The organism is Anaeromassilibacillus sp. SJQ-5 (genome assembly GCF_054108045.1).
Genome location: NZ_JBPJWQ010000002.1, coordinates 60168 through 84704, shown reverse-complemented (window position 1 = coordinate 84704; position 24537 = coordinate 60168). Strand labels below are relative to the sequence as shown.

Annotated in this window: 19 protein-coding genes; 16 read left to right on the top strand and 3 right to left on the bottom strand. The window is 52.0% G+C overall.

All coding sequences use genetic code 11. The features are described 5' to 3' along the window. The first annotated feature begins 62 nt into the window (after positions 1-62). On the top strand, positions 63-791 hold the full coding sequence (pflA, locus tag ACSAMM_RS15540; RefSeq protein WP_457792278.1) for a pyruvate formate-lyase-activating protein: 729 nt from the start codon (positions 63-65) through the stop codon (positions 789-791). Here the strand turns inward: pflA and ACSAMM_RS15535 are convergent. After that, complete coding sequence (locus ACSAMM_RS15535; RefSeq protein ID WP_457792276.1) at positions 788-1882, bottom strand: glycoside hydrolase family 172 protein; 1095 nt, start codon at positions 1880-1882, stop codon at positions 788-790. The two genes, pflA and ACSAMM_RS15535, sit on opposite strands and share 4 nt — an antisense overlap. Before the next feature lie 126 nt (positions 1883-2008). On the opposite strand from ACSAMM_RS15535, the gene ACSAMM_RS15530 reads away from it, so the two are divergent. Beyond that, positions 2009-2881, top strand: coding sequence for a helix-turn-helix domain-containing protein (locus ACSAMM_RS15530; RefSeq protein WP_457792275.1), 873 nt, complete (start codon positions 2009-2011; stop codon positions 2879-2881). A 37-nt stretch (positions 2882-2918) separates the two neighbouring features. Here the strand turns inward: ACSAMM_RS15530 and ACSAMM_RS15525 are convergent, their stop codons facing one another. Together ACSAMM_RS15525 and ACSAMM_RS15520 are read right to left on the bottom strand one after the other, a co-directional pair. After that, complete coding sequence (locus tag ACSAMM_RS15525) at positions 2919-3143, bottom strand: helix-turn-helix domain-containing protein (protein ID WP_457792274.1); 225 nt, start codon at positions 3141-3143, stop codon at positions 2919-2921. Positions 3144-3412: 269 nt separating this feature from the next. Beyond that, positions 3413-4174, bottom strand: coding sequence for a hypothetical protein (locus tag ACSAMM_RS15520; RefSeq protein WP_457792273.1), 762 nt, complete (start codon positions 4172-4174; stop codon positions 3413-3415). Positions 4175-4755: 581 nt separating this feature from the next. Here ACSAMM_RS15520 and ACSAMM_RS15515 point away from each other — a divergent pair. From ACSAMM_RS15515 to ACSAMM_RS15450, 14 genes are all read left to right on the top strand, one after another. After that, on the top strand, positions 4756-5643 hold the full coding sequence (locus ACSAMM_RS15515; protein ID WP_178726117.1) for a helix-turn-helix domain-containing protein: 888 nt from the start codon (positions 4756-4758) through the stop codon (positions 5641-5643). 75 nt (positions 5644-5718) lie between these two features. Beyond that, complete coding sequence (locus ACSAMM_RS15510; protein WP_457792272.1) at positions 5719-8652, top strand: extracellular solute-binding protein; 2934 nt, start codon at positions 5719-5721, stop codon at positions 8650-8652. 56 nt (positions 8653-8708) lie between these two features. Continuing rightward, a complete protein-coding gene (locus ACSAMM_RS15505; protein ID WP_178726113.1) occupies positions 8709-9635 on the top strand; it encodes a sugar ABC transporter permease in 927 nt (308 codons plus the stop codon). 15 nt (positions 9636-9650) lie between these two features. Next, the gene (locus ACSAMM_RS15500; protein WP_457792271.1) at positions 9651-10508 is read left to right on the top strand and encodes a carbohydrate ABC transporter permease; all 858 of its coding nucleotides are present in this window, start codon (positions 9651-9653) and stop codon (positions 10506-10508) included. A gap of 8 nt (positions 10509-10516) precedes the next feature. After that, complete coding sequence (locus tag ACSAMM_RS15495; protein WP_457792269.1) at positions 10517-12025, top strand: hypothetical protein; 1509 nt, start codon at positions 10517-10519, stop codon at positions 12023-12025. Continuing rightward, entirely contained in the window at positions 12022-12639 is a 618-nt protein-coding gene (locus tag ACSAMM_RS15490) for a YIP1 family protein (RefSeq protein WP_178726109.1), read from the top strand. Before ACSAMM_RS15495 ends, ACSAMM_RS15490 begins: the two co-directional genes overlap by 4 nt. A gap of 12 nt (positions 12640-12651) precedes the next feature. Continuing rightward, positions 12652-14931: a DUF5696 domain-containing protein gene (locus ACSAMM_RS15485; protein ID WP_457792268.1), complete on the top strand. Its 2280-nt coding sequence runs from the start codon at positions 12652-12654 to the stop codon at positions 14929-14931. Positions 14932-14933: 2 nt separating this feature from the next. After that, positions 14934-15851 carry an ABC transporter permease subunit gene (locus tag ACSAMM_RS15480; protein ID WP_178726104.1) on the top strand — a complete coding sequence of 306 codons (918 nt, stop codon included), beginning with the start codon at positions 14934-14936 and terminating at the stop codon, positions 15849-15851. Between the two features lie 13 nt (positions 15852-15864). Then, a complete protein-coding gene (locus ACSAMM_RS15475) occupies positions 15865-16866 on the top strand; it encodes an ABC transporter permease subunit (protein ID WP_178726102.1) in 1002 nt (333 codons plus the stop codon). Positions 16867-16918: 52 nt separating this feature from the next. Further along, the gene (locus ACSAMM_RS15470) at positions 16919-17824 is read left to right on the top strand and encodes a hypothetical protein (RefSeq protein ID WP_457792266.1); all 906 of its coding nucleotides are present in this window, start codon (positions 16919-16921) and stop codon (positions 17822-17824) included. 6 nt (positions 17825-17830) lie between these two features. Beyond that, positions 17831-19570 carry a hypothetical protein gene (locus ACSAMM_RS15465; protein WP_457792264.1) on the top strand — a complete coding sequence of 580 codons (1740 nt, stop codon included), beginning with the start codon at positions 17831-17833 and terminating at the stop codon, positions 19568-19570. 159 nt (positions 19571-19729) lie between these two features. After that, on the top strand, positions 19730-21031 hold the full coding sequence (locus ACSAMM_RS15460) for an ABC transporter substrate-binding protein (RefSeq protein WP_457792262.1): 1302 nt from the start codon (positions 19730-19732) through the stop codon (positions 21029-21031). Positions 21032-21141: 110 nt separating this feature from the next. Continuing rightward, positions 21142-23196 carry a hypothetical protein gene (locus tag ACSAMM_RS15455; RefSeq protein WP_457792261.1) on the top strand — a complete coding sequence of 685 codons (2055 nt, stop codon included), beginning with the start codon at positions 21142-21144 and terminating at the stop codon, positions 23194-23196. 169 nt (positions 23197-23365) lie between these two features. Beyond that, the gene (locus ACSAMM_RS15450; RefSeq protein WP_457792260.1) at positions 23366-24520 is read left to right on the top strand and encodes a uroporphyrinogen decarboxylase family protein; all 1155 of its coding nucleotides are present in this window, start codon (positions 23366-23368) and stop codon (positions 24518-24520) included. The last annotated feature ends 17 nt before the right edge of the window (positions 24521-24537 follow it).

Genomic DNA, 24537 nt, shown 5'->3' with positions numbered 1-24537 from the left:
TTTAAAAAGGAAGCCCGGCCCCCGCGCGGGGGCCGGGCATTTCTTGCCTGGGAGGCTATTGTATGACCAACGTCATGGGCCGGATCCATTCGGTGGAGAGCTTCGGCGCTCTCGACGGGCCGGGGATCCGCTATGTGCTGTTTTTGCAGGGCTGTCCCCTGCGCTGCCTGTTCTGCCATAATCCTGATTCCTGGAACGCGGAGGGCGGGCAGGCGATCGGTTCGGTCGACGTGGTGCGGGACATCCTGCGGTATCAGAATTTCATCCGCCGGGGCGGCGTCACCCTCTCGGGGGGCGAGCCCCTGCTGCAGCCGGATTTCGCCGCCTCCATCCTGGAGGGCTGCCGGGAAAACGGGCTGCATACCGCTCTAGATACCTCCGGCGGCGTTTCCCTGCTGGCCTGTCGGCAGGCGGTGGACGCGGCGGACATGCTCCTGCTGGACATGAAGGCCGCCAACGACCTGTTGTTCCGCACCCTTACCGGCCGGGGGATGGACAACACCCTGGATATCCTCCAGCACTGCGAGACCACCCGGAAGCCCGTGTGGATCCGCCACGTCCTGGTGCCGGGCTATACCCTGACCGAGCCCCATCTGCACGAGCTGGGCCGCCTGCTCCGGGATTTCGCCTGTATTGAGCGGGTGGAGCTGCTCCCCTTCCATAAGATGGGGGAGTACAAGTGGGAGGCCCTGGGGTATCCCTACACCCTGACCGACACCCAGCCCCCCGAGGCCGCTGAGGTGGCCCGGGCCCAGGAGATCCTCACCAGCTACGGCCTAAGCGTACGCTAAAGCACCTCCAGATCGTACCCGCCCGGCAGCGCGGGAAAGGACGCGGTCGGCAGCGTCTGATACCAGTAGGCCATGCTGAAAAAGTCGTCCTTGCGGGGCAGATAGGTGCGGTCGCCCCGCCAGCCTAAGTCTTGGATAGTGACCTTCAAATCGCTCTCGAACCGGATGGGATCCGGAATGTGCCAGCGGTAGAGGGAAAACCGCTGCTGCGAGTTGTAGCGCCCGTCGGGCGCGATGACGTGGTACATCCCCATGTATGGCGCGGAATAGGTGTTGTACGCCCCGCCCGCCATCCAGTCGTACGCCCCGCCGAAATAGTCTTCGGTGCCGGTGCCGCAGATGGTGGGATACGCCCCGTCCCCGTCCAGGTAGAACTTGATTTCTCCCTCGCCCCACCAGCCGCCGTGGCCGTTGATGCCCACCCCCAGGGCCGTGCCGACGTAATGTCCCCGGCCCTGCACGCCGTCCAGCAGGGTGTACACCCCGCCCTCCACCGGGCGGGCCTGCCGGTACTGGGCGTGGAAATAGGCCGCGTCCTCCGGCACCTCGGTCAGGGCGTAGTTGACCTGGTAATACACGATCGCATCCTGATCGCTCCGGTTCTCCACCGTGATGCGGCACCGCTGACGGAACGGCATTTCCCAAAAGCAGTTGTATCCCCGGTTGGGGGCCACCAGCACCGGCAGGGATTGCAGGGTGGGGAACCGCCCGGTGGAGCTGTCCTGGTTCTGATCCGGCCAGAAAAAGGCGAAAAAGTCGGTGATCGGCGCTTCCACCGACGGCCTCTCCTGCCCGTCCCAGTAAAAGCGCAGGAGGATGTGCCGCCCCAGGGAGCCGCCGATCCAAAAGCTCTGGATCGCCCCCGGCCCCTCGATGTCGGCCACCGTGTAGGTCGTCCCGGCTGGGACGACCACCGAGGGGGAGACCTTCCAGCCCTCCCCGATGTTGCGGGCAAAGTGGGCGCCGGTGCCCTCCATGCCCATGGCCGCCCGCCCCTTTTCGCCTCGGGGGTTCTCCGCGCTGATCGACCGGGTTCTGGCGGGGGAGAGACGGCTTAGATTGCCCATATGCATGCCGAGTCCGTTGAACATAAGCTGACCTCCTTTTCATTGCGTTGCTGTGTGTCCAGAATACCCGATTTTGCCCGCCGGTTCCATGGCGGCGCTTGCGTTGTTTTTAACGATTCTTGCGGGGGATACCGGAAAGGAAGAGTCAATATGCGCCTGGAAGCCCTGTCACCCTGCGTCCATCTGGCCATGCGGTCCTGGATCGATCCGCCCTGCCATATGGCCGACCGGGTGATTTTTGATTACGAGCTGGTGTACTGCGAGAGCGGCCGCGCCTCCTATACCGTGGAGGGGGAGACCTTCGTCTGCGGCCCGGGGGACATCATCCTCTTCCGCCCCAACCAGCGGCACAGCCTGACGGTGATCGACGCCGCCGGCGTCTTTTCCCAGCCGCACGTCCATTTCGACCTGCAATTCGCCCCGGACAGCCACCGGGTGTACGTCAATTTCAAGGACAGGGAGGCCCTGTCCCCGGCGGAATGGGGGCTGATGCGGCGGGATCTCCTGCCAGAGCTGGGCCTCAATATTCCCAGCCTCGTCCGCCTGGAACAGCCCGCCGCCTTCCACAACCGCCTGCTGGATCTCATCGGCGTGTGGGAACGGCGCCGCCCGGCCGACGCCCTGCTGCTGTCCGCCCGCCTGCTGGAAATGCTGTATATGCTGGCCGAGTCCTGCCGCCCCGGCCCCGCCGCGCCCGGCCGGGATAAGGCCTTGTACGACTCGGTGCGGCAGTATATCGAGCAGTCCGGCGGCCCCCTCACCCTGGAGCGGCTGTCCGCCCTGTTCGGGGTCAGCAAGTACCACCTGGCCCACCGGTTCCGCGAACTTCATGGGGAAGCCCCCGTCGCTTACTGGAACCGCCTGCGGGAGGAGCGGGCCCGCCGCCTGCTCACCGCCACGGACGAGCCGGTGTCCGCCGTGGCCGACCGTCTGGGCTTTTCCAGCGTCTATGCCTTCAGCCGCTTCTTCCGCGCCCGCACCGGCCAGTCTCCCACCGCCTGCCGCCGGGAAGCCCGCCCATAAAAACAGCCGGCATACCGTCAGGTATACCGGCTTTGGTTCAGGTGCGCTTGGGGTACGGCATTCCCTCCGGCAGCCCCAGCACATAATCCGCCGAGACGTTGTAAAACCGGCAGAGCTTTGCAATGTCCTCGGTATGATAGGGCACTTTTCGGGTTTCGTATTTGGAGACAGCGGACTGCTTGCATCCGAGCAGTTCGGCAATTTTGGTTTGCTTGACATCCCGGTCTATTCTCAGTTCAGTCAGTCTATCGATATAATCCATAGCAGCATACCTCCTGCTATCAGCTTACAAAAGTCTGGGTAAGACTATTGAAAAATAGTCTTACCCAGACTATAATAAGCAGGGGAGGCAATGGATATACATTGTGAAAATACAAGATGAGGGATGGAGGATTCTTCTCTATCATAAAAGCAGCCGGCATACCGTCAGGTATACCGGCTGTATCTGGCTAGAGAGATGTTTCCGCTCTTCGCTTTCTTTCATTATAATATGACCAATATATGCCCGGACAGGCCGGAATGCAAGAGGGATTATTCCACGGAGAACCAGATGCCCCCGTCGTTCCGTTCCAGAAACACCACCAGCGGCTGGTCACCCTCGTCCACCATGCCGTAGACGATCCCCTCCGCCTCGCCGCCCTTGTACAGGTCGGTCAGCGCCGGCTTCAGCCCCGCCAGCGAGACGAAGTCGTTGTACTTCACGCCCTTTTGACTGACGAACTTGAACAGGGCGTTGTTCAGGCTGACTGCCTTGCCGTCGGCGCTGTCCAATACCTTGATTTTGTACGTGACCAGCAGGTATTCCTTGCCGGCTTCCGGCTTTTTGTTGAAGCGGTTGCCAGCCACGGCGAGCGCCCAGGCTTCCTGTCCCCGCTTGACGTCCGTCACCGTCAGCTCCAGCCGGTATTGGTCAAACAGCGTGTCCATTCCGTTGAAAACGGCCGTGTCTCCCTTCCGGATGGGCTTTTCTCGCGAGCCCGGCCCGGGCGGCACAGTCGTTTTCGCGGTCGCCGTCGTCACGGCCTGCGCCTTGACCGTCTGCGTCGTACCGTTTTGAACAATGACCGTGCTGCTTTTATATGTTACCGCGTCGGTCGGAGGTAGGAATAGCCAGACTATCAGCCCCAGGCAGAACAGGATACCGACAAACCCAGCGATCATGTTCACGACGATCCATCTGCGCCTCACTTGATCCTGCCTTTTTTTCGCCTTCGGCTCCTTCTTGTTCAGCTCCGTGCCGCAATAGTCGCAGAACGGCCCCTTGGAATCCCCGCCGCAGTTTGGACATTTCATCCGACGTATCCCTCCCACCTTGTTCTTCCTTATAGTATAGCATAGGACAACACGCCGGGCAAAAAAATATTTTTTCCGTTTAAATGCCGCGGTAAGTTCCCGTTTGCCGAAGTAACTTCCGGCAAAACGAATAGGCAGAATGAAGAGAAAAATAACTTCTGAAAAATATCTGTATTTGTTTAAAAACAATTATAATTTTATATTGATTTGATGTATTATAAGTATAATTATATAAACGGCATAAAAATCTAAAAAAATAATTATATACGTAATTTTATATAAAATTTATATTTTAGAATATGCAAATAATATTTATTTTTTATTCGGGAATTTAATTCTGGATTTTGGCTTTATCTAAAAAAGCAAAGACGAAATTTTTAGAAAAACAAAAAATCGGACAAATAACACAAAAAGTGAGGGCAAATACAAAAAAATGGGCAGTAGGTACAATGAAAGTAATGACAAACGGATGATTTTTCAGACTTTTAACTAAACAAGTCACTTCCGTCAGCATTGCTCGTTATTTATCCCAACTCCCATGTTTTTACAAACAACAATACGCACAGGTGATTGGGAGGAATATGGTCATGACAGATTCTAAAAAGAGATTCCATGTGGACAATCAGTTTATTATGAATCCCCGTTTGTATGGGCAGTATTATCTTTTGCAATTGTGCGATCTGGCATGCTCGGCAGATTATGAGGTGCCCATACACGATCACCTGGGCTATGAGATCACCTATGTTTTATCGGGAGAAGGCGTGTTTTACCGAAACAGTATTCCGTATAACGTAAGCGCCGGCATGATTTTTTTGATCTCAAAAAATGATACCCATTCCCTGCGTTCCTCAAGGGATAACCCGTTGCGGTTTTTTTGCGTGAGCTTCAGCTTCAACAAAGCGGATCCGCGGTATTCCTCCTATGAAGAGATCGAACGCTTTTTTGATTCGTTCGATTATCCGATCGCCATGGACAAAAACAACATCTCTGCCGGTTTTGTCGGTGCGCTGAATGAAATGGCCAATTGGGGAAAAATGTCGGAGGAATTGATGATCTCCCATTTGTCCCAGATCATCATATATACCTATCGCAGTTTTCAGAGTGAAAAGAGCCAGCGGTATTTTTCCTCTCTGCATATCGATACCACCAAGAAATTCATTTATGAAATTATTAATTATATCGATTCGGATTTAACGGAAATCAATAAATTGCAAACATTGGGTGACAAACTAGGATACAACTATTCCTATATGTCGGCGAATTTCTCTCAGGTGATGGGCGAGACCATTAAGCAGTATTACACACGGCGGCGCTTTGAACGAGCCGTGGAGTTGCTGGAAGAAGGCGTGGAGATCGTGGCGGTGGCTGAAAAAATAGGATTTAAGACCGTACACGCATTCAGCCGGGCTTTTCGCAATTTTTACGGCTGCCCGCCGGGGGAATACCGAAAACGGCTGCTTGAGAGATGACACGGAGTTTGCTTAAAGGATTGATATGATGGTCCTTAAGAAATCATCGTAAATACGGTAAGAGGAGTTTGGCTTATGTTCTGGCAGTGTAAAAAAGGTAAAAGCAAAAACTTGATGGTTCCATTCATGGTGGGGATTCTTTTGGTTCACCTGGTACTGCCTGGTGTCTGCGCTGGCAAAACATCTTCCAAAGCGGCAGGCGTGATAGACGCTGCAAACACACCGACTTTACATAACATTCTCCAAAAAAGCGAACAGTCCTCCAATTATAAAAATTATTTGGCGCAGTATCCTCAAGCGGAACGTCCGATCATCAGCCGCCGCTATGCGGCTCAGGATGCCCGTCTGGAAGGGGCTGCCGAAAAGATATCGAACGGTCTCGGCCCGGAGGGGGAAGCTCCGGCGATCCTCTTTTCCGGTTCGGGAAAAGCGGAATGGACGGTCACCATGGAGCGCGAGGGGCTGTATGCGCTTGCTTTCGGATACTATACCGCCGAAAACGCCAAGCGGGATATGAATACCTGTTTAAAGATAAACGGCAGCGTTCCGTTTAACAATGTAGAAGAAATCACGTTTCATCGGTATTGGGCGGATGCCGAACCGATCACAACGGATATTCGTGGAAACGATAAGCGCCCGCGGCAGAAACAAGTTTCCATATGGCGTGAGCACACGATCAAAGATCCCCGCGGGCAAACGTACCTGTTTTTGTTTTACCTGAAACCGGGCAACAATACGATCAGTCTGGAAACGGCGGATGAAGGGCTGTATCTGGAAAGTCTGCGTGTTTTTAACGACGAACCCCCCATCCGTTACGAACAGGCGAAAACCGACTCGGATACTGCCGTGGACTTTTTAGAGCTGTATCAGGCGGAAACAGCGGATGTGAAAACCGATTCGGCGATCAAACAAGGAACCGACCGCACCGATGCCGCGACCATGCCTGCCGATCCGGTATTTTTAAAACTCAATATGATCTCCGGGGATGGATGGAAGCTGCCTGGACAAACCATTTTCTGGACGGTGGATGTCCCGCAGGATGGGAATTACAAGATTGGTTTGCGTTACCGACAGGCGGATATGCAGGGGCTGTTTGTTTCAAGACGGCTGTTGATCGACGGCGCACCGCCGTTTGCTGAGGCTGAAAATCTCCGCTTTCAATATCATGAATCCTGGAAATACAAAGAACTCGGCAGCGAAGCCGATCAGCCGTATGCCTTTTTCCTGAAAAAAGGGCGGCACACGATCGGGCTGGAAGTAGTTACGGACGAAAACGGAGAGGTGATCCAGTCTTTAGAGGAATGCGTGTATATCCTTAATTATCTGTATCGAAAGATCGTGGTCATCACCGGAACGTCCCCGGATTCTTTGCGGGACTATTCCTTGCCCGAAGAAATTCCCGAATTACTGCCCGCCTTTACCGAGATCGCGGACGTTTTAAATGGGCTGGTAGAACAGATCGTTTCTTTGACAGATCAGAAAGGAGGAAATGCCAGTATTTTGCGCGAAACGGAGGAGCAGCTTCGCTCCTTTGTGAAAGATCCCTACTCCATCACCGACCGTTTGGACAATTATAAATCCAACGTGACAGCGTTATCCGCGCTGATGCTGAAGATGCAGGAACAGCCTTTGGATCTGGATTATATCACCGTTTCCGGGATGGAACAGACGATCCCCAACACCAAAGCCGGATTTTTCCAGAATATCGCGTATCAATTCAAAGCGTTTATCGGTTCCTTTTTTAATGATTATACATCAATAGGCGGCAACGGCGAGAAGCTGGACCAAGTCATTAAGGTCTGGTACGGCGGCAGCCGTGAGCAGGCAGAGATCGTCCAGCGGATGATCGATGATTCTTTCACGCCGCAAAGCCATGTGGGCGTGACGTTGGAATTGGTGCAGGTATCCATCGCGCAGGCCATTATCGCGGGAACGGCGCCGGATGTTGTCATGAATGTGGCCAGAGGGCAGCCGATCAATCTGGCGGTTAGAGATGCACTGGTTCCGCTTGATCAGTTCCAGGGCTTTGATGAGCTGAAAAAACAGTATGAAGCAACCGTTCTGACACCCTATACGTTTCAAAACAAGGTTTACGGTTTGCCCATCACGCTGGATTATCATCTTCTGTTTATCCGGGATGACATTTTTGACGAGCTCGGCTTGCAGGTGCCGGACACCTGGACAGAACTGTACGATATGCTGCCGACTTTGCAGCGCAGTAATATGACCGTTGGGCTGCCCTATACCACCATGAGTTCGCAGGCAACGGTGGACGGCGGCATGGGCGCTAAGGATCTGTTTTCGGCGCTGGTGCTGCAGCGGGGCGGAACTTTTTACAATGAAAACGCCTCCAAAGCTATTCTGGACAGCAAAAACGTCATGGACGCGTTTAAACAATGGACAGAGTATTATCAGAAATATGAGCTGCCTTTGACATACGATTTTTACAACCGGTTCCGCAGCGGCGAGATGCCTATGGGCATCCAAGGTTACGGTATGTATAACATGCTGGAAGCGGCGGCTCCCGAGATCAAAGGCATGTGGTCGATGCATCTGCTGCCCGGAACACAAACGCAAGACGGCAAGATCGACCGAACCGAAGGGGCTTCAGGCACGGCAACCATTATGATCAACAACCGTCAGGACGAAGCGACAAAAACCGCGGCTTGGGAGTTTATGAAATGGTGGGCATCCGCCGAGAGCCAGGCTCGGTACGGCGTGGAGATCGAAACCCTGATGGGCACCGCTTCCCGGTATAATCCCGCGAATATTGCCGCCATGGAACAGCTTTCTTGGTCGCAGGAGGAACTATCCATTCTGAAGGAGCAGCGAAGCTGGATCAGGGAGATTCCCGAAGTCCCCGGCGGGTATTATACCTCCCGCTGCATCGATAACGCTTTCCGCAATGTGGTCCTCAAATCGGAAAATTACCGGGAGGCTTTACTGGAGCAAAATGTCATCATCAATACCGAAATTTCCCGTAAGCGCAGAGAGTTTTTTCTTGACTGAGAAATTTCTGTGTGCATCTCATCCATACGATGTTTTTATGTGAATGGTGGTACATTATGGAAAACAATCCATCAAAAGCCCGTGAAAACCCACTCAAACCCAGTATCGCATCGTTGATCATTAAAAACAAAAGCAGTTATTTGTTCCTTGCCCCGTTTGCCATCTTCTTTTTGCTGTTTACGGTTTTACCCGTGCTGGCAGCTATCGGGCTGAGCTTCTTTAATTTCAACATGATCGAAGTAACGGGGTTTGCCGGTGCGGATAATTACATACGCATGCTGTTTGATGACGATGTGTTTTTAATTGCCGTCAAAAATACGCTGGTTTTTGCCTTTCTGACCGGGCCTGTCAGTTACATATTGTGTCTGATACTGGCATGGCTCGTCAACGAAGTGCCGAAAAATCTGCGCATCTTTCTGACGCTGATTTTATACGCCCCGTCTATTACGGGCGGTGCCATTTTCATCTGGAGCTATATCTTCAGCGGCGATTCCTATGGTCTGATCAACAGCCTGTTCATGAAGATCGGGGTTTTGCAGGATCCCATCAACTGGCTGATCGATGACCGGTACAATCTGGGGGTCATCATCATCATTCAGCTGTGGCTGAGTCTGGGGGCGGGCTTCCTATCCTTTATCGCCGGATTCCAAACGGTAGACCGTTCGATTTATGAAGCGGGAGCCATTGACGGCATCCGAAACCGCTTTCAGGAATTATGGTATCTGACACTGCCCAGCATGCGGCCTCAGCTGATGTTCGGCGCTGTGATGCAGATCGCCGCCTCCTTCTCGGTCAGCGCCGTGCCGATGCAGCTGACAGGGTTCCCCAGTACCAACAACTCAACTACGACCATCGTCATGCACGTTCTGGATAACGGTACAATCCGAATGGAGATGGGCTATGCCTGCGCCATTGCCACGGTACTGTTTGTGACGATGATCATCACCAGAAACCTTGTGTCCAGAATTATCAAGAGTGAATAGCGGAGGAATGATATTGTGAGAAGCACATCAGCAAAGCATGTTAGTCGTTCTGCCGGAGGTACGGCAGCTATTATCATCTTCCTGCTCTTGTTCGGCTTGATCATGGCGCTTCCGCTTTTGTATACGATCCTCCAGTCGCTGAAGCCTTTGGATGAACTGTTTATTTTTCCGCCGCGTTTTTTTGTGCGGCGTCCGACTTTAGAAAACTTTATCCAGTTAAAAAATATCACGTCCGATCTGTGGGTACCGTTCTCCCGGTATCTGTTCAACAGCGTTTTCCTGACCGTGTTCTGTACGGCTATACAGGTGGTTTTTGCTTCCATGGCCGCTTATCCCTTGGCAAAACACAAGTTTCCCGGTCAAAAGGTCTTTTTTAATATGGTCGTTTTGTCGCTGCTGTTTACCAACGAAGTGACCTTTATCCCTCTGTATATCATGCTGTCCTCCATGCATCTGATCAACAGCTATATGGCGTTGATCTTACCGGTGGCGGCGTTCCCGCTGGGGCTCTACCTGATGCGGCAGAATCTGCTGGGATTCCCGGATTCGGTCATCGAATCGGCGCGCATCGACGGCGCAAAGGAAGCCACCATCTTCTGGCACGTGATCATGCCGTCCAACCGGGCGGTTTGGATGACCATGCTGATGTTTTCGTTCAGCAGTATGTGGAACCGGTCGGACACGGCGTTTATCTACACCGAAGCCAAAAAGAGCCTGCCCACGATCTTGGCGCAGCTATCCAGCGCCGGTATCGCCAGAATGGGAGTCGGCGCTGCCATCTCGGTGTTTATGATTCTTCCGCCCATACTCATCTTCTTGATAACGCAAAGCGGCGTGATGGAAACCATGGCCAATTCTGGAATGAAGGAGTGACAAAGCGGATGAAAAACACTCTCAAACGGTTTTGTGTTTGCCGTAAGGGAATTGGCTGTCTCCTTTTGCTGGCGGTTTATGCGATAAGCGGGTTTGGCACAGCGGCAGAAGTTCCGTATAACAACTACTGTGTAACCGAATGGGCAACCGATGCGGCGGCACCGGTTGCGTATACACCGCAGATGACAGTCACGCGCATCGAGGCTGAAAAGCCGGATTTTCTGGAGCCGCAGGATCTGTATATCCGTGACGGTGAGATCTATGTGCTGGACTCGGGCAACAGCCGCATCGTTGTTTTGGACAGCAACCTGCAGCTTATCCGTGTGATCGGGAAGTTCACCGGGTCGGGGGGAGAAACCCTGACGCTGAACAAAGCGCAAAGTCTGTTTGTGGACGAAAAACACGATCTTTACATAGCCGACACGGAAAATTCCCGTGTTTTAAAGGTGGATGGCACGGGTAAGCTGCTGCAAACCTTTGTAAAACCCACCAGCGCCGAGTATACCACGAAGTTTTTTAAACCCAAAAAAGTCGTGGCAGACCCCGACGGAACCGTGTTTGTCATTGCCGAAGGCGTTTATCAAGGCGCTTTGGTCTTTGAGTCGGACGGCAAATTCAAATCCTTCTTTGGCAGCGCAAGGGTGCAGGCAAGCGTGAAGCTGATCGCCGACAGGCTGTGGAAACAGCTGCTTTCCAACGACCAGCGTTCCAAGATGTCACAATACGTTCCCGTGGAATTTTCCAACTTCGATATCGATGACGAGGGACTAATTTATACCTGCACCAGTTTTACAAGCGGTAACCGCGAGCAGGTACGCAAGCTAAATTATTTGGGCAACAACATCTATCCGTACACCGAAAATTTCGGAGAAAAGGATATTGTGGGATATAAGCAAAGCACCTATATCACCTCTTTTGTGGATGTTTGCGTTAATGAGTCGGATATCCTGTATGCGCTGGACAACACCCGCGGCCGGGTCTATACGTTTGATCAGGAAGGCAACCGCCTGTTGGTTTTCGGCAACATTTCGGATCAAATGGGCGGATTCCGTACGCCGGTGGCGATCGATACGCTGGATAGCCGCGTGTATGTTCTGGATTACAGCAAAGGCAGCATCACCTGCTTTTTGCCCACGGAATACGGGCAAAAAATCCTGGAAGCGGTGAGCCTGTATCACCATGGCTTATACGAAGAGGCACTGGCTCCCTGGCAGGAGGTGCTGAAAATGAACAGCAACTTTGAACTGGGATACAGCGGCATGGGTCAGGCGATGATGAAACTGGGTAACTATGAAAAGGCGGTGGAGTATTTCCGCCTGGGATATGATCGGGCTAACGAGTCGAAAGCGTTTGAAAAGTATCGGAATGCCTATTTGCGTAGTCACACCACCCTTGTTATTTCGGTACTGGTCCTCGTTGTGCTGTTTTTAGTGATCGTTACCAGTAAATGCTTATCGCAAAGGGTGTTCCGCCGCAAACGAACAAAAAAGCCCGAGGAAAGGGGGATGCCGAAATGACCGAGGCGCTGCATAATATTCTGTTGCTTGTGAAAAAGCCGGTGGAAACCTTCAACGAGTTGAAATACCGCCGTTACCGCCATTGGGGACTGATCGCTCTCACCCTTGCGGCATGGCTTATCGTCGATATTATGGTCAAACAGCTGTACGGTTTCCGTTTTAATACCAATCATGCGGATGAATTGAATATTTTGATCGAGCTGAGCATGACCATCGGGCTGTTTTTTCTTTTCTGCATTTCCAATTGGGCTATCTGCACGCTGTCATCCGGCGAAGGGCGTTTTGATGAGATATGCACCTTTTGTGCCTATGCCATGATTCCCTATATCGTCTTCCGCTTTGTCAGCATTTTGCTGTCACGCGTGCTGACGTTCAATGAAGAGGTCTTTTTGAATTGGTTTGTGTGGATCGGCATGCTCTGGAGCGCCATGCTGCTTTTTCAGGCGATCCGGATCGTTCATCAATATTCCGGGGGCAGAACACTGTTTTCCATTTTTCTGACCTTGGTGGGGATCTGTGTGATACTGTTTATCCTGTTGCTCCTGGTGGCGTTGTTTCAGCAACTCTATTCCTTTATCTCCATGATCGTCAGTGAATTATGGATTCGTAAATAGGGCGGTGAACAAATGAGAAAAAGTAAAAGGTGGATCCCCGGACTGATCGTACTGGCCGTTATTGCTTTAACGGTTACCCTGTGCGTGGATTTTTCTCCCCGTGTCACCGCCTTTTCTGCCGAAAAGACAGGCGGGGTCGTGTCGAAGGTGTTGTTTCCGGCTGAGGAAACCTATACCCCCTCGCCATCGCCGGCAGGAATGGAATTGATGGCACAAAAGGGATTTTTGGCACTTCATGCGGACAAAACCACGGCGGCCATTGCGCTGGAGGATATGCGGGATCATATGATGTGGTTCAGCACCCCGACGCGTGTCGAGGAGGATACCACCGCCAAAGGGAATGCCAAAAACGAAATGTATTCCGTGCTGACGGTCACGGATATCGTCAGCGAGACCAATACCCAGAAAACACGGAATTCCATGATCGGCAGTGTGAAGAAAAACGGGCTGACACTGGAAAAATTACCCGACGGTTTTCGGGCAACTTTTGAATTTCCGGAGTATTCCTATACGATCCCGATGGACTTTATCCTCGTGGGAGACAGCCTGAAGGTTTCGGTGGATACCTCCAAGATCATAGAAAAGGGCGAGCAGCGTCTTTTTTCCCTGCGCATTCTGCCGTATTTCGGCGCGCAGGACTGGGAAACAGACGGATATTTTATCTTGCCGGACGGCAGCGGTTCTCTTCTGCGCTTTAATAACGGCAAGGGTAGATTTACCTATCGCTCCGATCTTTACGGTCTGGACGGCGTTGTGAAGCAGGACAGCCGGACGACCAACCAGCAGGCGGCGGCGCTTCCTTGCTTCGGTATCCAGACGAAGAAACAGGGGCTGCTGGCGGTCGTGGAGGACGGTGCGGGGCGTGCCGGCATCCATGCCTCCACATCGGGCGGAGAATCCCAGTTTAACCGCGCCTATGCGGATTTTAGTGTTCGCCTGAGCCAAATGCTGACGGTTGGCAGCGGATGGAACAGCCGGGATGTGATCATGTATGATGAGCGTCCCATCGATGCGGGCGTTATCTCGGTGCGTTATTTCCCCGCGGATGAGGATCAGCAGGAAATTGCCGGACTCGCCGGCATCATGCGGGAATATCTGATACGCCAAAACGGGCTGAAACCCGTTGCCGGCGAGGTTCCTCCTGTGTATATCCAGACGCTGGGAGCCATTCGCAAGCGTGCTTCCATTCTGGGTATCCGTATGGATTCCACGGAGGTCGTCACCTCGTTTGAGAAAGCGGCCCAAATGGATGCCGTCCTGAAATCCGGCGGGATCGATGCCACCGTCTGGTATTACGACGGATGGAGCGAGGACGCGCTTCGCGGCAAGGTCACGTCCCAAATGAACGTGGTCGGCAAAATCGGCGGAGAAAAAGGCCTTTCGGCGTTGGCAGAATCCTTGCAAAAAACAAACAGCCGCGTTTTTCTGAAGGGCGAAACGGTGAATTTTCATGATAACGGAGCCGGTGTTTTCTCGTTTATGGATGCCGCAAAAGATATCAGCAAATCCGCCATTAAAACCCACGTTTATAAGCGCAACACGTTTTTCCCGGATTCCCGTTCCGGAACAGGTTTTTTGCTGAACAATCAGCTTGCCAACGGTGCTTTTGTACGGCTGGCCGATCAGGGAAAGAAGTATCAAATCGGACTGAGCGCCGGATCGCTGGGAGCGCAAAGCTATACGGACTTTTCAAAATACGGTTCTTCGCGTGCCGATGCGGTAGAGTTAACAAGGCGCGGACTGAAAAAAGCGCAGGAGGCTTTGCCGCTGCTCGGAGACAATCCGATGGGCTATGCGATCCCGGCGTTATCGGGTGCTGTGAACCTGCCTGATTCCGGAAGCGGTTTTGATGTTTGCGATGAATCCGTTCCGTTTTTACAGATCGTCTTGCACGGAGTCATACCGTATGCAGGAAAAGCCATCAATCTTTCCGGCACTTACACGGACTCGTTTTTATGGAGCATCCAGTCGGGTTCACTGCTCCATTATTATCTGCTGGGTGTGGATCCCGCCGAATTGAAGGATACCGATCGTACGGATCTGTACGGAGCCGGCTTTGGGCTCTGGAAAGATAAAATAATCGAGCAATACACAGCTCTTAAAGACTTTTATACGCAAACAGCCGATGCCGTCATCGGGGGCTACGATACCCTGCAACCCGGCGTTGTCCGTACCCGCTACAGCAACGGATGGAGCACCTACGTGAATCGCACTGATAAGGATGTGCTCATTGCGGACATAGCGATTCCAAAGAAGGGATATCGGATTTTGCAGGAGAAAGGGGACGAATAAGCATGCAACGAGCAAGAACCATCAGGCAGAAAAAACACGTTATGCCGTATGAATCCAAAAAAAGTCTGGCAGGTTTTCTGTTTGTTTCGATTTGGGTTATTGGGTTTATTTTCTTCTTTCTGCTCCCGTTTCTCCAGTCTGTGCGCTATTCTTTTTCCGATATCGTTTTAAACCCCAACGGCGGGTATACCCTGAACTTTATCGGCTGGAAAAATTACATCAAGGCTTTCACCACGGATGCCGAATTTCTTCCCGCGGTGTTCAGTTCTCTCGGAGCCATGCTGTATCAGGTACCCATCATCGTCCTATTCAGCCTGTTTGTTGCCATCATTCTTAACCAAAAATTTGTTGGAAGAACATTTGTTCGCGGCATCTTTTTTATCCCGATCATTGTGGCAAACGGCGTCATCCTCTCCATCATGAACGGGGATGTGCTCTCCCAGACCATTATGCAGGGTTCCAGTTCTTCCACGCTGTTTCAAAGCGAGTTTTTATATGAGCTGATGTTTAAATCGGGCATGAGTCAGGAATTTGTCAATGGGCTGACTGGTGTTGTGGACAGCTTGTTTGCCCTGATATGGAAATCCGGCATACAGATCATTATTTTTCTTGCCGGACTGCAAACCATAGCGGATTCGATGTATGAGGCGGCAAAAATTGAGGGCGCAACGGGATGGGAGACGTTTTGGAAGATTACGTTTCCGATGATTTCACCCATGATCATCTTAAATCTTATCTTCACGATCATTGATTCGTTTACCGACTATAACAATGTGGTGATGAAATACATCAATGAGCAGCAGATCGGCATGCGTCTGGCTTACAGTTCCACACTGGGATGGATTTATTTTCTGATGGTTGCGGTCATTATTGTGATGGTCTATCTCATCATTAACAAACGCGTGTTTTATCAGGTTTGATGGAGGTGAAAAAATGGCTTTAACAGCAAGAACTCTTTGTTCGGCAGATGAACAAACACGGGCGAGAGCGGTCAAAAAACTCAGCGGCGTCGGCAGTATCGGCTGGAAGGTTTTTCGATTTTTTCTTCTTTGCGGGCTGTGCTTTGTGCTTCTTTATCCACTGCTTTATATGCTGAGTATCTCTTTCCGCAGCATGAAGGACATTTATGACCCCAGCGTTATTTGGGTATCCAAGCACTGGACGCTGGATAACTTCAAAGAAGTAATTGAGGTCATGGATTATAAACGGGCGCTTCTAACGTCTCTGGAGATCAATGTTGTCAGTTCGCTGATCCAGGTCGTGATTTGTGCGGTGGTCGGCTACGGCTTTGCTCGTTTTGAATTTAAATGCAAAGGCTTGCTGTTCGCTCTGGTCGTGCTTACGGTTATCGTCCCGCCTCAGCTGATCAGCACGCCGTTATACATTTATTTCAAAGGGTTTGATTTTTTCGGCATAGGCTCGTTGGTCGGATTGATTACCGGCACGCCGCTGACAAAAAACCTGCTGAATACCTCTTGGGTGTTCTTTCTGCCGGCTATTTTCGGTCAGGGGATCAAATCCGGGCTTTTCATCTTCATTTTCCGGCAGTTTTTCGGTGGTATGCCAAGGGAGCTGGAGGATGCCGCCCAGATCGACGGCTGCAGCTTTTTCGGCTGTTTCTGGCGGATTATGATCCCCAATGTCCGTTCCGGCATGCTGGTGGTGGTCGTGCTGTCCCTGGTCTGGTATTGGAACGATTATTTTCTGGGCTCCATGTTTATCAGCAATCACCGGACGGTAATGATGGAACTGGTAAACCTGCCAAGCGGACTGCGTATGTTGGGCGGGTATGAGTCGGCTGCGACGGATCCTTTGAAGATCATTACGCATATGCAGGCGGGTTCTCTGCTTGCCATTGCGCCCGTGCTGGGATTTTATATCCTGATCCAGCGTTTCTTTATACAAGGTGTGGAACGATCGGGCATTGTCGGCTAACAGCAGGTATATCGGACACCGGGGGTGTCTGCAAATAAAAGGAGGAATTCGTATGAAAAAGAGCCTAAGCAAAGCATGGATTTTACTGGTCACTTTTGTCATAGCTTTCTGTTTTATTGTTCCAACGGCAAGTGCCGCCGCGGAACCGACCAAATTGCCGATTTTTTGGGGATTTGAAGATCCCGAAAGGCAGCTCGATGTCCCGGAACTGATGCTGGATTATCATGGCTTTATGCATGACGGCAACGGCGCTTCGGAAATCCAGTCCAAGGTGGTCTATGAAGGCAAATATGCCATGAAATGCGACGCCAAGGATTTGGTATGGGGCATGGTGCTGGCGCCCACACTGCAAAAGGGAAAGACCTATATCTTCTCGGTTTACATCAAAACCGAAGATTTCAAAAACAATAACGGCTATAACTTGTATTCCCGCGTGAAACGTCCCGTGGAGATGTATCTCAGCGATTCCCTTCGTCTTGAGGACGGCACTGCCGACTGGAAAAAATACGAGATTAAATTCAAAGCGCTGCAAGACGGCCTTGTGGATTTAGGGATTCAGCCTTTTGAAGCCGGTGCGAAACCAACCGGTATTCTGTATTTTGATAACATTGAGCTGAAGGAAGAAGGCGGCTCGACGAATTCAACCGCAGCTCCCACCACAAAAGCCCCCACCACAAAAGCCCCTTCCACAAAAGCGCCGACCACAGCGGTCGTTCAGCCTACCGCAACCGACACAGCGACTACCGAATCCAGCGCGATCGAAACGACCGACACCACCATAGCGACAGAAACCAACGCGCAGGCCACGGCACCGACCGGCACCACCACAAAAGATGCCACGCCCGCGGGAAATACGCCTTCCACGCCGTGGGGATGGATCATTGCCGGCATCGTTGTTGTTCTGGCAGCCGGAGGCGGCGTTGCGTTCTGGCTTTTGAAAAAGAAAAAGGTATCCTAACACAGCTTGTTATTTCCGCGTTTCGGCATTCCCCAAAATAAAATAGTGGAGGTAATTCAATTGAAAAGGATTCAACGTTTCGTTACCCTTTTGGCAGTTCTCAGCATGGCTGTTTTCTGTATACCGGCCTTTGTAAACGCCGCAAGTTTTGAGATGCTCAAATACGACTTTGAGGATGACGTCAAACCCATCTGCGGCGCTGCTTTTGCGCTGAACGACACCGTGTCGTACAGCGGCGCAAAAGCCCTCAAGTTTGACCCGAATGCCGCTGACAACTGGGGCTTGCAGATCGAACCGGCGCTGACCGTCGGGGACGAATATACCTTTGCGGCAAAGATCAAGACGGTCAATTTTAAAAACAACGGTGCGGCATGGCAGTTCTGGGCTCAGCAGGCCGGCGCCGGCAACAAGGAATTTTCCGATGGCACCAACGACTGGGAATGGTATACCATGACCTTTACGGCGCAGGACATCGCCAACCATAAATTCGGCATCTTCTCATTTGGCTCGGGCACACCCGAAGGCCTTATCTATATCGATGATATAGCCTTTGGCCTGAAAGCAGACGTGGCAGCGTTTATGGCGGCAACGGACGAGGCTGCTGCCGGCAAATATACGTATGATATGATAAAGTACGACTTTGAGGATGACGTCAAACCCTCCTGCGGCGCTGCTTTTGCGCTGAACGACACCGAGTCGTACAGCGGCAAAAAAGCTCTCAAATTTGACCCCAACGCCGCTGATAACTGGGGCTTGCAGATCGTACCCAGTCCGGCGCTGAAAGCCGGCATGAAATACACCTTTGCGGCAAAGATCAAGACGGTCGATTTTAAAAACAACGGTGCGGCATGGCAGTTCTGGGCTCAGCAGGCCGGCGCCGGCAACAAGGAATTTGCCGATGGCAGCAACGACTGGACATGGTACACCATGACCTTTACGGCACAGGATATCGCCAACCACAAATTCGGTTTCTTCTCGTTTGGTTCGGGCACACCCGAAGGTCTTATCTATATCGATGACATCGCCCTCGGACTGGAGGCGGATGTGGCAGCGTTTATGACGGCAACAGATGCAGCGGCGACAGAGCCCGAACCTACGGACCCGGATGACGAATCTTCCTTTATGGCTTTTGATATGGAAGACGAAACCAAGCTGCCGCTGACTTCTTTTGATCGGGTGAGCACGGAAAGTTATAAAGGCCAGTATTCGTTGCTGTTTGATCCCGCGGCGAAACAGCACTGGGGACTGGAAATGCTGCCGAAAGTGGTGCCGGGAAAAACCTATACGTTCGGTGCCATGATCAAGACGGACGGTTATGCCGATAACGGACGCGAATGGATGCTTTGGGCACAGCAGCCGGCGGCGGGTAACGTCTACATTGAAGACGGCACGAAGGACTGGACATGGTATTCCATGACGTTTACGGCAGAAGATATCAACAATCACAAATTCGGCATTTACGCTTTTGGACCTCAGCTTCTCGTTCCGGACGGTAAATTCTATGTGGACAATATCGTTTTCGGCCTGAAAGAGGATGTGGATGCCTATTATAAGGAACTGACGGGCGAAACGGTGCCAACCGGTTCTACCACCACCATCCCCACGAAACCGAATGCGACCACTACCACCACCAAGGGCGATGCCTCTCCCACCACCGGAAGCGGTACGGTTCTGCCCATCGTCATCGTGTCGCTTGTTTCCGGCGCTATTTTGGCCATGACCCGAAAAAGCCGGAAACACGGATAAAGGCAACAACCCAGGCACGGTAAACTTTACTAAAGGTTTGATGTTAGGAAGAGACCCCTTGCCCGCAGAAAGACAGGATACAGTGTGACCGGCCTTCCTGCCGGCAAGGGCCTGTTCCGCTATTCGCTATAAAATCGATAAGGAAAGGTTGAGGCAGTAATGCTGAAAAAACGTCTGTTTTCCATTGCTTGCGCCATCACCATTGCCACAGCTATGTGCGCGGTCACCGGTTGCGGAAGTTCCCAGTCCAGCGGTGCTTCCCAACAAGGTGCCGGAAAGGTCGACTACAGTGCTTTGCCCAAAATTGACATGCCGGACAAAAAGATCGTTCTGCTGACTCAGTCGGAAGAAAAAGCCACAACATATAAAGAGCATTATGGCGGTGAAGTGGAATCCATTTTGGTTTCGGATAAAGAAATTTTCACCCGGTTTATGACCATGGTTATGTCGGAAGAGCGTGTCGATGTGTTCTGGAACTATCTCAAGCCGGCACTGGCAACGCAGGGGTATCTTAAAAACCTGGATGAGTATATCGATTTTAACCAGCCGCTTTGGGCGGATGTCAAGGATATCAATAATTTGTTACAGGATAAAGAGGGAAAGCATTACTGTGCCATCCCCGGCGTACAGCGCAACATGTGTTTGTGGTATAACACCGAAATTTTCGAAGAGTATGGACTGGACACGCCGGAGAGCTATGTCAAGGCGGGAACCTGGGACTGGAACGTTCTCCGCGATATGGCGATAAAACTGACAACGGCTCCCGGGAGCGACGGAAAAAGCTCGCTTTACGGCATGTGCGTGGACGAGGTCGACGCTTTCCTGTATTCCTGCGGAAAACATATCATTTCGTTTAACGGCGACGGAACGGCGACCAACAACATCATGAGTGAAGAAATCGCACGCGCCGTTAAATTTGCTACCGATTTAAACGTCGTGGATAAAGTGCTGTATACCAACAATGACGGCAGAGAAATGTTTAAACAGGGTAAAGTTGCCATGATTTCCGGCGGCGTGTGGTACCGTACGCTCTGGCCGGATATGATGAGAAGTGGAGCAGCCATGTTTGTTCCGTTCCCGAAAGATCCGAACGCCGATCAATATTATGTACAGCAGCAGTCCGACGGCTATATGATCCCCTCGACGGCGCAGAACGTTGCCGGCGCCTGCGCGTTTATTGCCACCAAGCGTTTTGATTTTATGGATACTTCCAAAAAGGAACGCACCTTGGCGGAAATGAAAGAAGCCTACGGCTGGAACGAAAAGCATCAGGAGATGTTTGAAAAATATTGCGGGTCCAAAGACAAAGTCGGCGTGCCGATCTCCTATATCCCGTTTGAAACAGGCGAATATTACGGCGATCTGTTTGCGCGTCCGTCTTTAGGCGAACCCTGGTCGACGATCGCCGCCGAAATAGCGCCGAAAATCGATGAAAAAATAGCCATCGCCTACGAAAAATAAATCGGGTATTGGATTCGTCTGCTGGTCCTGTGCTGTTGTTCCCCCGCTGAAATGGTACCAAACAGGAATGCAGCGGGGGAATAACAATTGTATTCTTGGAGGAGCTCAGGATGTCGCAGCAAACGCTCGGATGGAAACCCTTACAGATTATCCATCACTATTTCCCTCGTGATGAGAAAAAAATGGAAGCCTTTATCGATGCAAACCCGGGAGACGGTTTTGTTGTCAATGTCAAAGAGCCCTGGAACGATCCAAACGATCATGCGGGCTATGACACCTATCTGCGGCAGCCGGAGGAGTGGAAAACCTTAGATGCCTTTATCCGCCTTTGCTCTCGGAAAGGAAAACGCATCTGGATCTATGATGAACCGGGATTTCCAAGCGGTGCAGCGGGACGGCGGGTCGTGGAAACCAATCCATCCTATGCGGTAAGCTGTCTGGCCTGTAAAAGCGCGGAAACAACCGGAGGAACGGGTGAAATGCTGCTGCCGGAGGGGGATACGCTGCTGGCAGCGGCTATCCCCATGGCGCAGGACGGTACTCTGACAGAGTCCGAGATGCGGCTGCTTTCGCCGCAGAACGGCCGCCTGTGCTGGACACTGCCGGAGGGAAACTATCGGATAGCGGCGATTATACATAAACCGTGCCAATGGATAACCGGCGCGGGAGTACCGTATATCGATGTGCTGAATCCGCAAGCTGTGCAGACGTTTATCCAGTGTACCCATGAAAGCTACCGGCAGAATCTGAGTGCGGAGGCTTTTCGCCATATCGAAGCTTTTTTCAGCGACGAACCCGGACTGCCCGTTTACGGATGCAGTATGATATTCAACGAGCCGGACCCCGTTGTTCCGTGGACGGAAGGGCTGGAAGCCGATTTTTTGAACGGCTGCGGCTATCCCCTGCGTCCCCGCCTGGCAAGCTTGTTTTTTGACACCGATTCGGGAGGACAAGTACGCCGCGATTTCTGGAGGCTGGTATCTGCACGGCTGGAGGAATCGTATTTCGGTCAGATAGCGGACTGGTGTACCCGTTATGATATTTGTCTGACAGGACACCTGTACGGAGAAGAAACCTTATCGATGCAGATCGGGCTGAACGGGGATCTGTTCGGGCTTCAGAGGCGTATGACACTTCCCGGTGTGGATCGGCTGTACTGCACCAATCCCACGGGTATATTGCCGGAAAAGACGGCAGCCTCCGCCGCCGATCTGATGGGGTACCGCCGCGTCATGAGCGAATCCAGCGCCTGCTTTGAATCTTCCTACTGGCATACTCCGCATGACACTTCCGATATGCTCCATGCCTGCCTGTATCAGATGATCCTGGGCATCAATGTGATCGCCTCGTATTTTTCATCCGGTGAGTACCCGTCTGCCAAGTTTTGCGAGGCTTATGAAACCATTGGCCGCGTGGGAAGCATAATGGATGGTTATCATCAGGCGCCGGTGCTGTTCCTTTTGCCCATGGAAGGCGCATGGGAACGGTATCGCCCTGTGAACCAAAAATACTGGTCGATGGAGCCGGAATCATATTCGCCCAAGCAGCCGTATGCCATGCAGCGGCTGGAGCAGTATATGGATGCGGTGATGACCAGGCTGCTGGATAGCCGCTTGGATTTTGACCTGATCGACGACAGAGGACTGCAAACCTGTCGAGTGATAAACGGTCGGATACAGGCATCATACGAAGATTTTGATTTGCTTGTGCTTTTTGATACCGGCGATTTTCTGCCGGAAACCCTTGCCGCCCTGCAGCGGCTGGCGCAGGCAGGCGGCCGCATGCTTTGTATACGGGAAGGAGAGACCCTTTCACAGGAGATCCGCCTTCTGGCGGAACAGTATGCAGACCGGGTATGCGTTGCTGCACCGGAAGATGCTGTGAAAGCGGCGTCTGCCCTTTGCCTGCCCGTTTTAAAAATCAAAGAAGAAGCCCCCTTCCTTTGGGTACGGCGTTGCCGCCGGGAGAGCGAGGATGTTTGTTTGCTGCATTGCCGCGACGGACAGCAGCATACGGTCACCGTTTTGCCCGAGCCGGGACAGACCGTTTTCGTCTATGATCCGGCAAGCGGGAGCGAAGAACCTGCCAGGATACAGGATACGGGTTTTTCGTTGGAGATCCCCGCAAAACAATGCCGGATTCTCCGCCTTACAGCAAAAGAATAACAGGTGAAGTACGAGGATGAATTTCAGCATAGGCATCATGGCGGGCTCCCTGCGCCTGCCTTTTCGGGAAAGCCTTGCAAAGGAGCCGGCGTGAATCTGGAGCCGGCTAACCTGGTCGTGGTTACGGGCGATGATCCGGTGAACGCGGAATACGGAGGAGGACAACCACATGGAACCCGATTTTAAAAAGCATAATCAAGAGGTGAAACAGGTATGGGACACCTATTATGCCGGCAAACCTTATCGCATCCCGATGGTCATCGGCATCAACCCTCGCTATATGTTATTGGATTCACGCCTGAACCCCCAAGGCATCACGTTTCAGCAATACTTTGAAGATCCCGAGACCATGTTTCGGATTCAGCTGGAGTTTCGGGATTTTGTGCGGCATCATGTGTTTGCCGATCATGAAATGGGCATCCCGGAAAAAGGTTGGGAGATCTATGTGGATTTTCAAAACAATTACGAAAGCGCCTGGTTTGGCTGTCCGATCGTGTACAAAGAAGATAATTGCCCGGTTTGTCCGGCTATATTGGATGATCAACATAAGCATATGCTGTTCGAAAAGGGTATGCCGGATCCGTTTTCGGGAATTATGGGAACCGTTCGGGAGTATACGGAACTATTTAATGAAAAAAGGCAAAAGGGATTTACCTATAAAGGCGCCCCTCTGGCGCCGGCATCTCCGAACATCATGTGTACAGACGGTCCGTTTACCTTAGCGTGTAATTTGCGGGGTGTCGATGATTTCTGCGTGGATATGTATGAAGATCCCGATTATGCCCATCAGCTTCTTGCGTATATTACGGCGGCGACGATTGAACGGCTGAAAGCGTGGCGGCGGTATTTGCGGCAAGATGAGATACAGCCCTCCTTCTTTTTCGCCGATGACAGTGTGGCTCTTCTTTCTGCGGATATGTACCGGGAATGGATCTATCCCTATCATAAACAGCTGATAGACGCTCTGAGCACCGACGACGCACGCAACGGCATCCATTTATGCGGGGACGCCTCCCGTCACTTCCGTTTTCTTAAAGAACATTTGAACATCACGACGTTTGATACGGGATATCCCCTTGATCACCGAAAAGTTCTGCTCGAACTGGGACCGGATGTCTGCATTCAGGGAGGTCCCAGTACCAGTTTGCTGCTGACCGGCAGCAAGGAAGACGTGGTCAGGGAAACCGGGCGTATCCTTTCTTCCGTTAAGGATGTAAGCCATCGGTTTATCCTGCGGGATGCCAATAACCTTTCTCCCCGCACACCTCTCGAAAACATCCGTGCCATGTATGAAACGGTGAGGACGCAGGGGGTTTATCTGTAAGTGGAAAGGATTTTTTG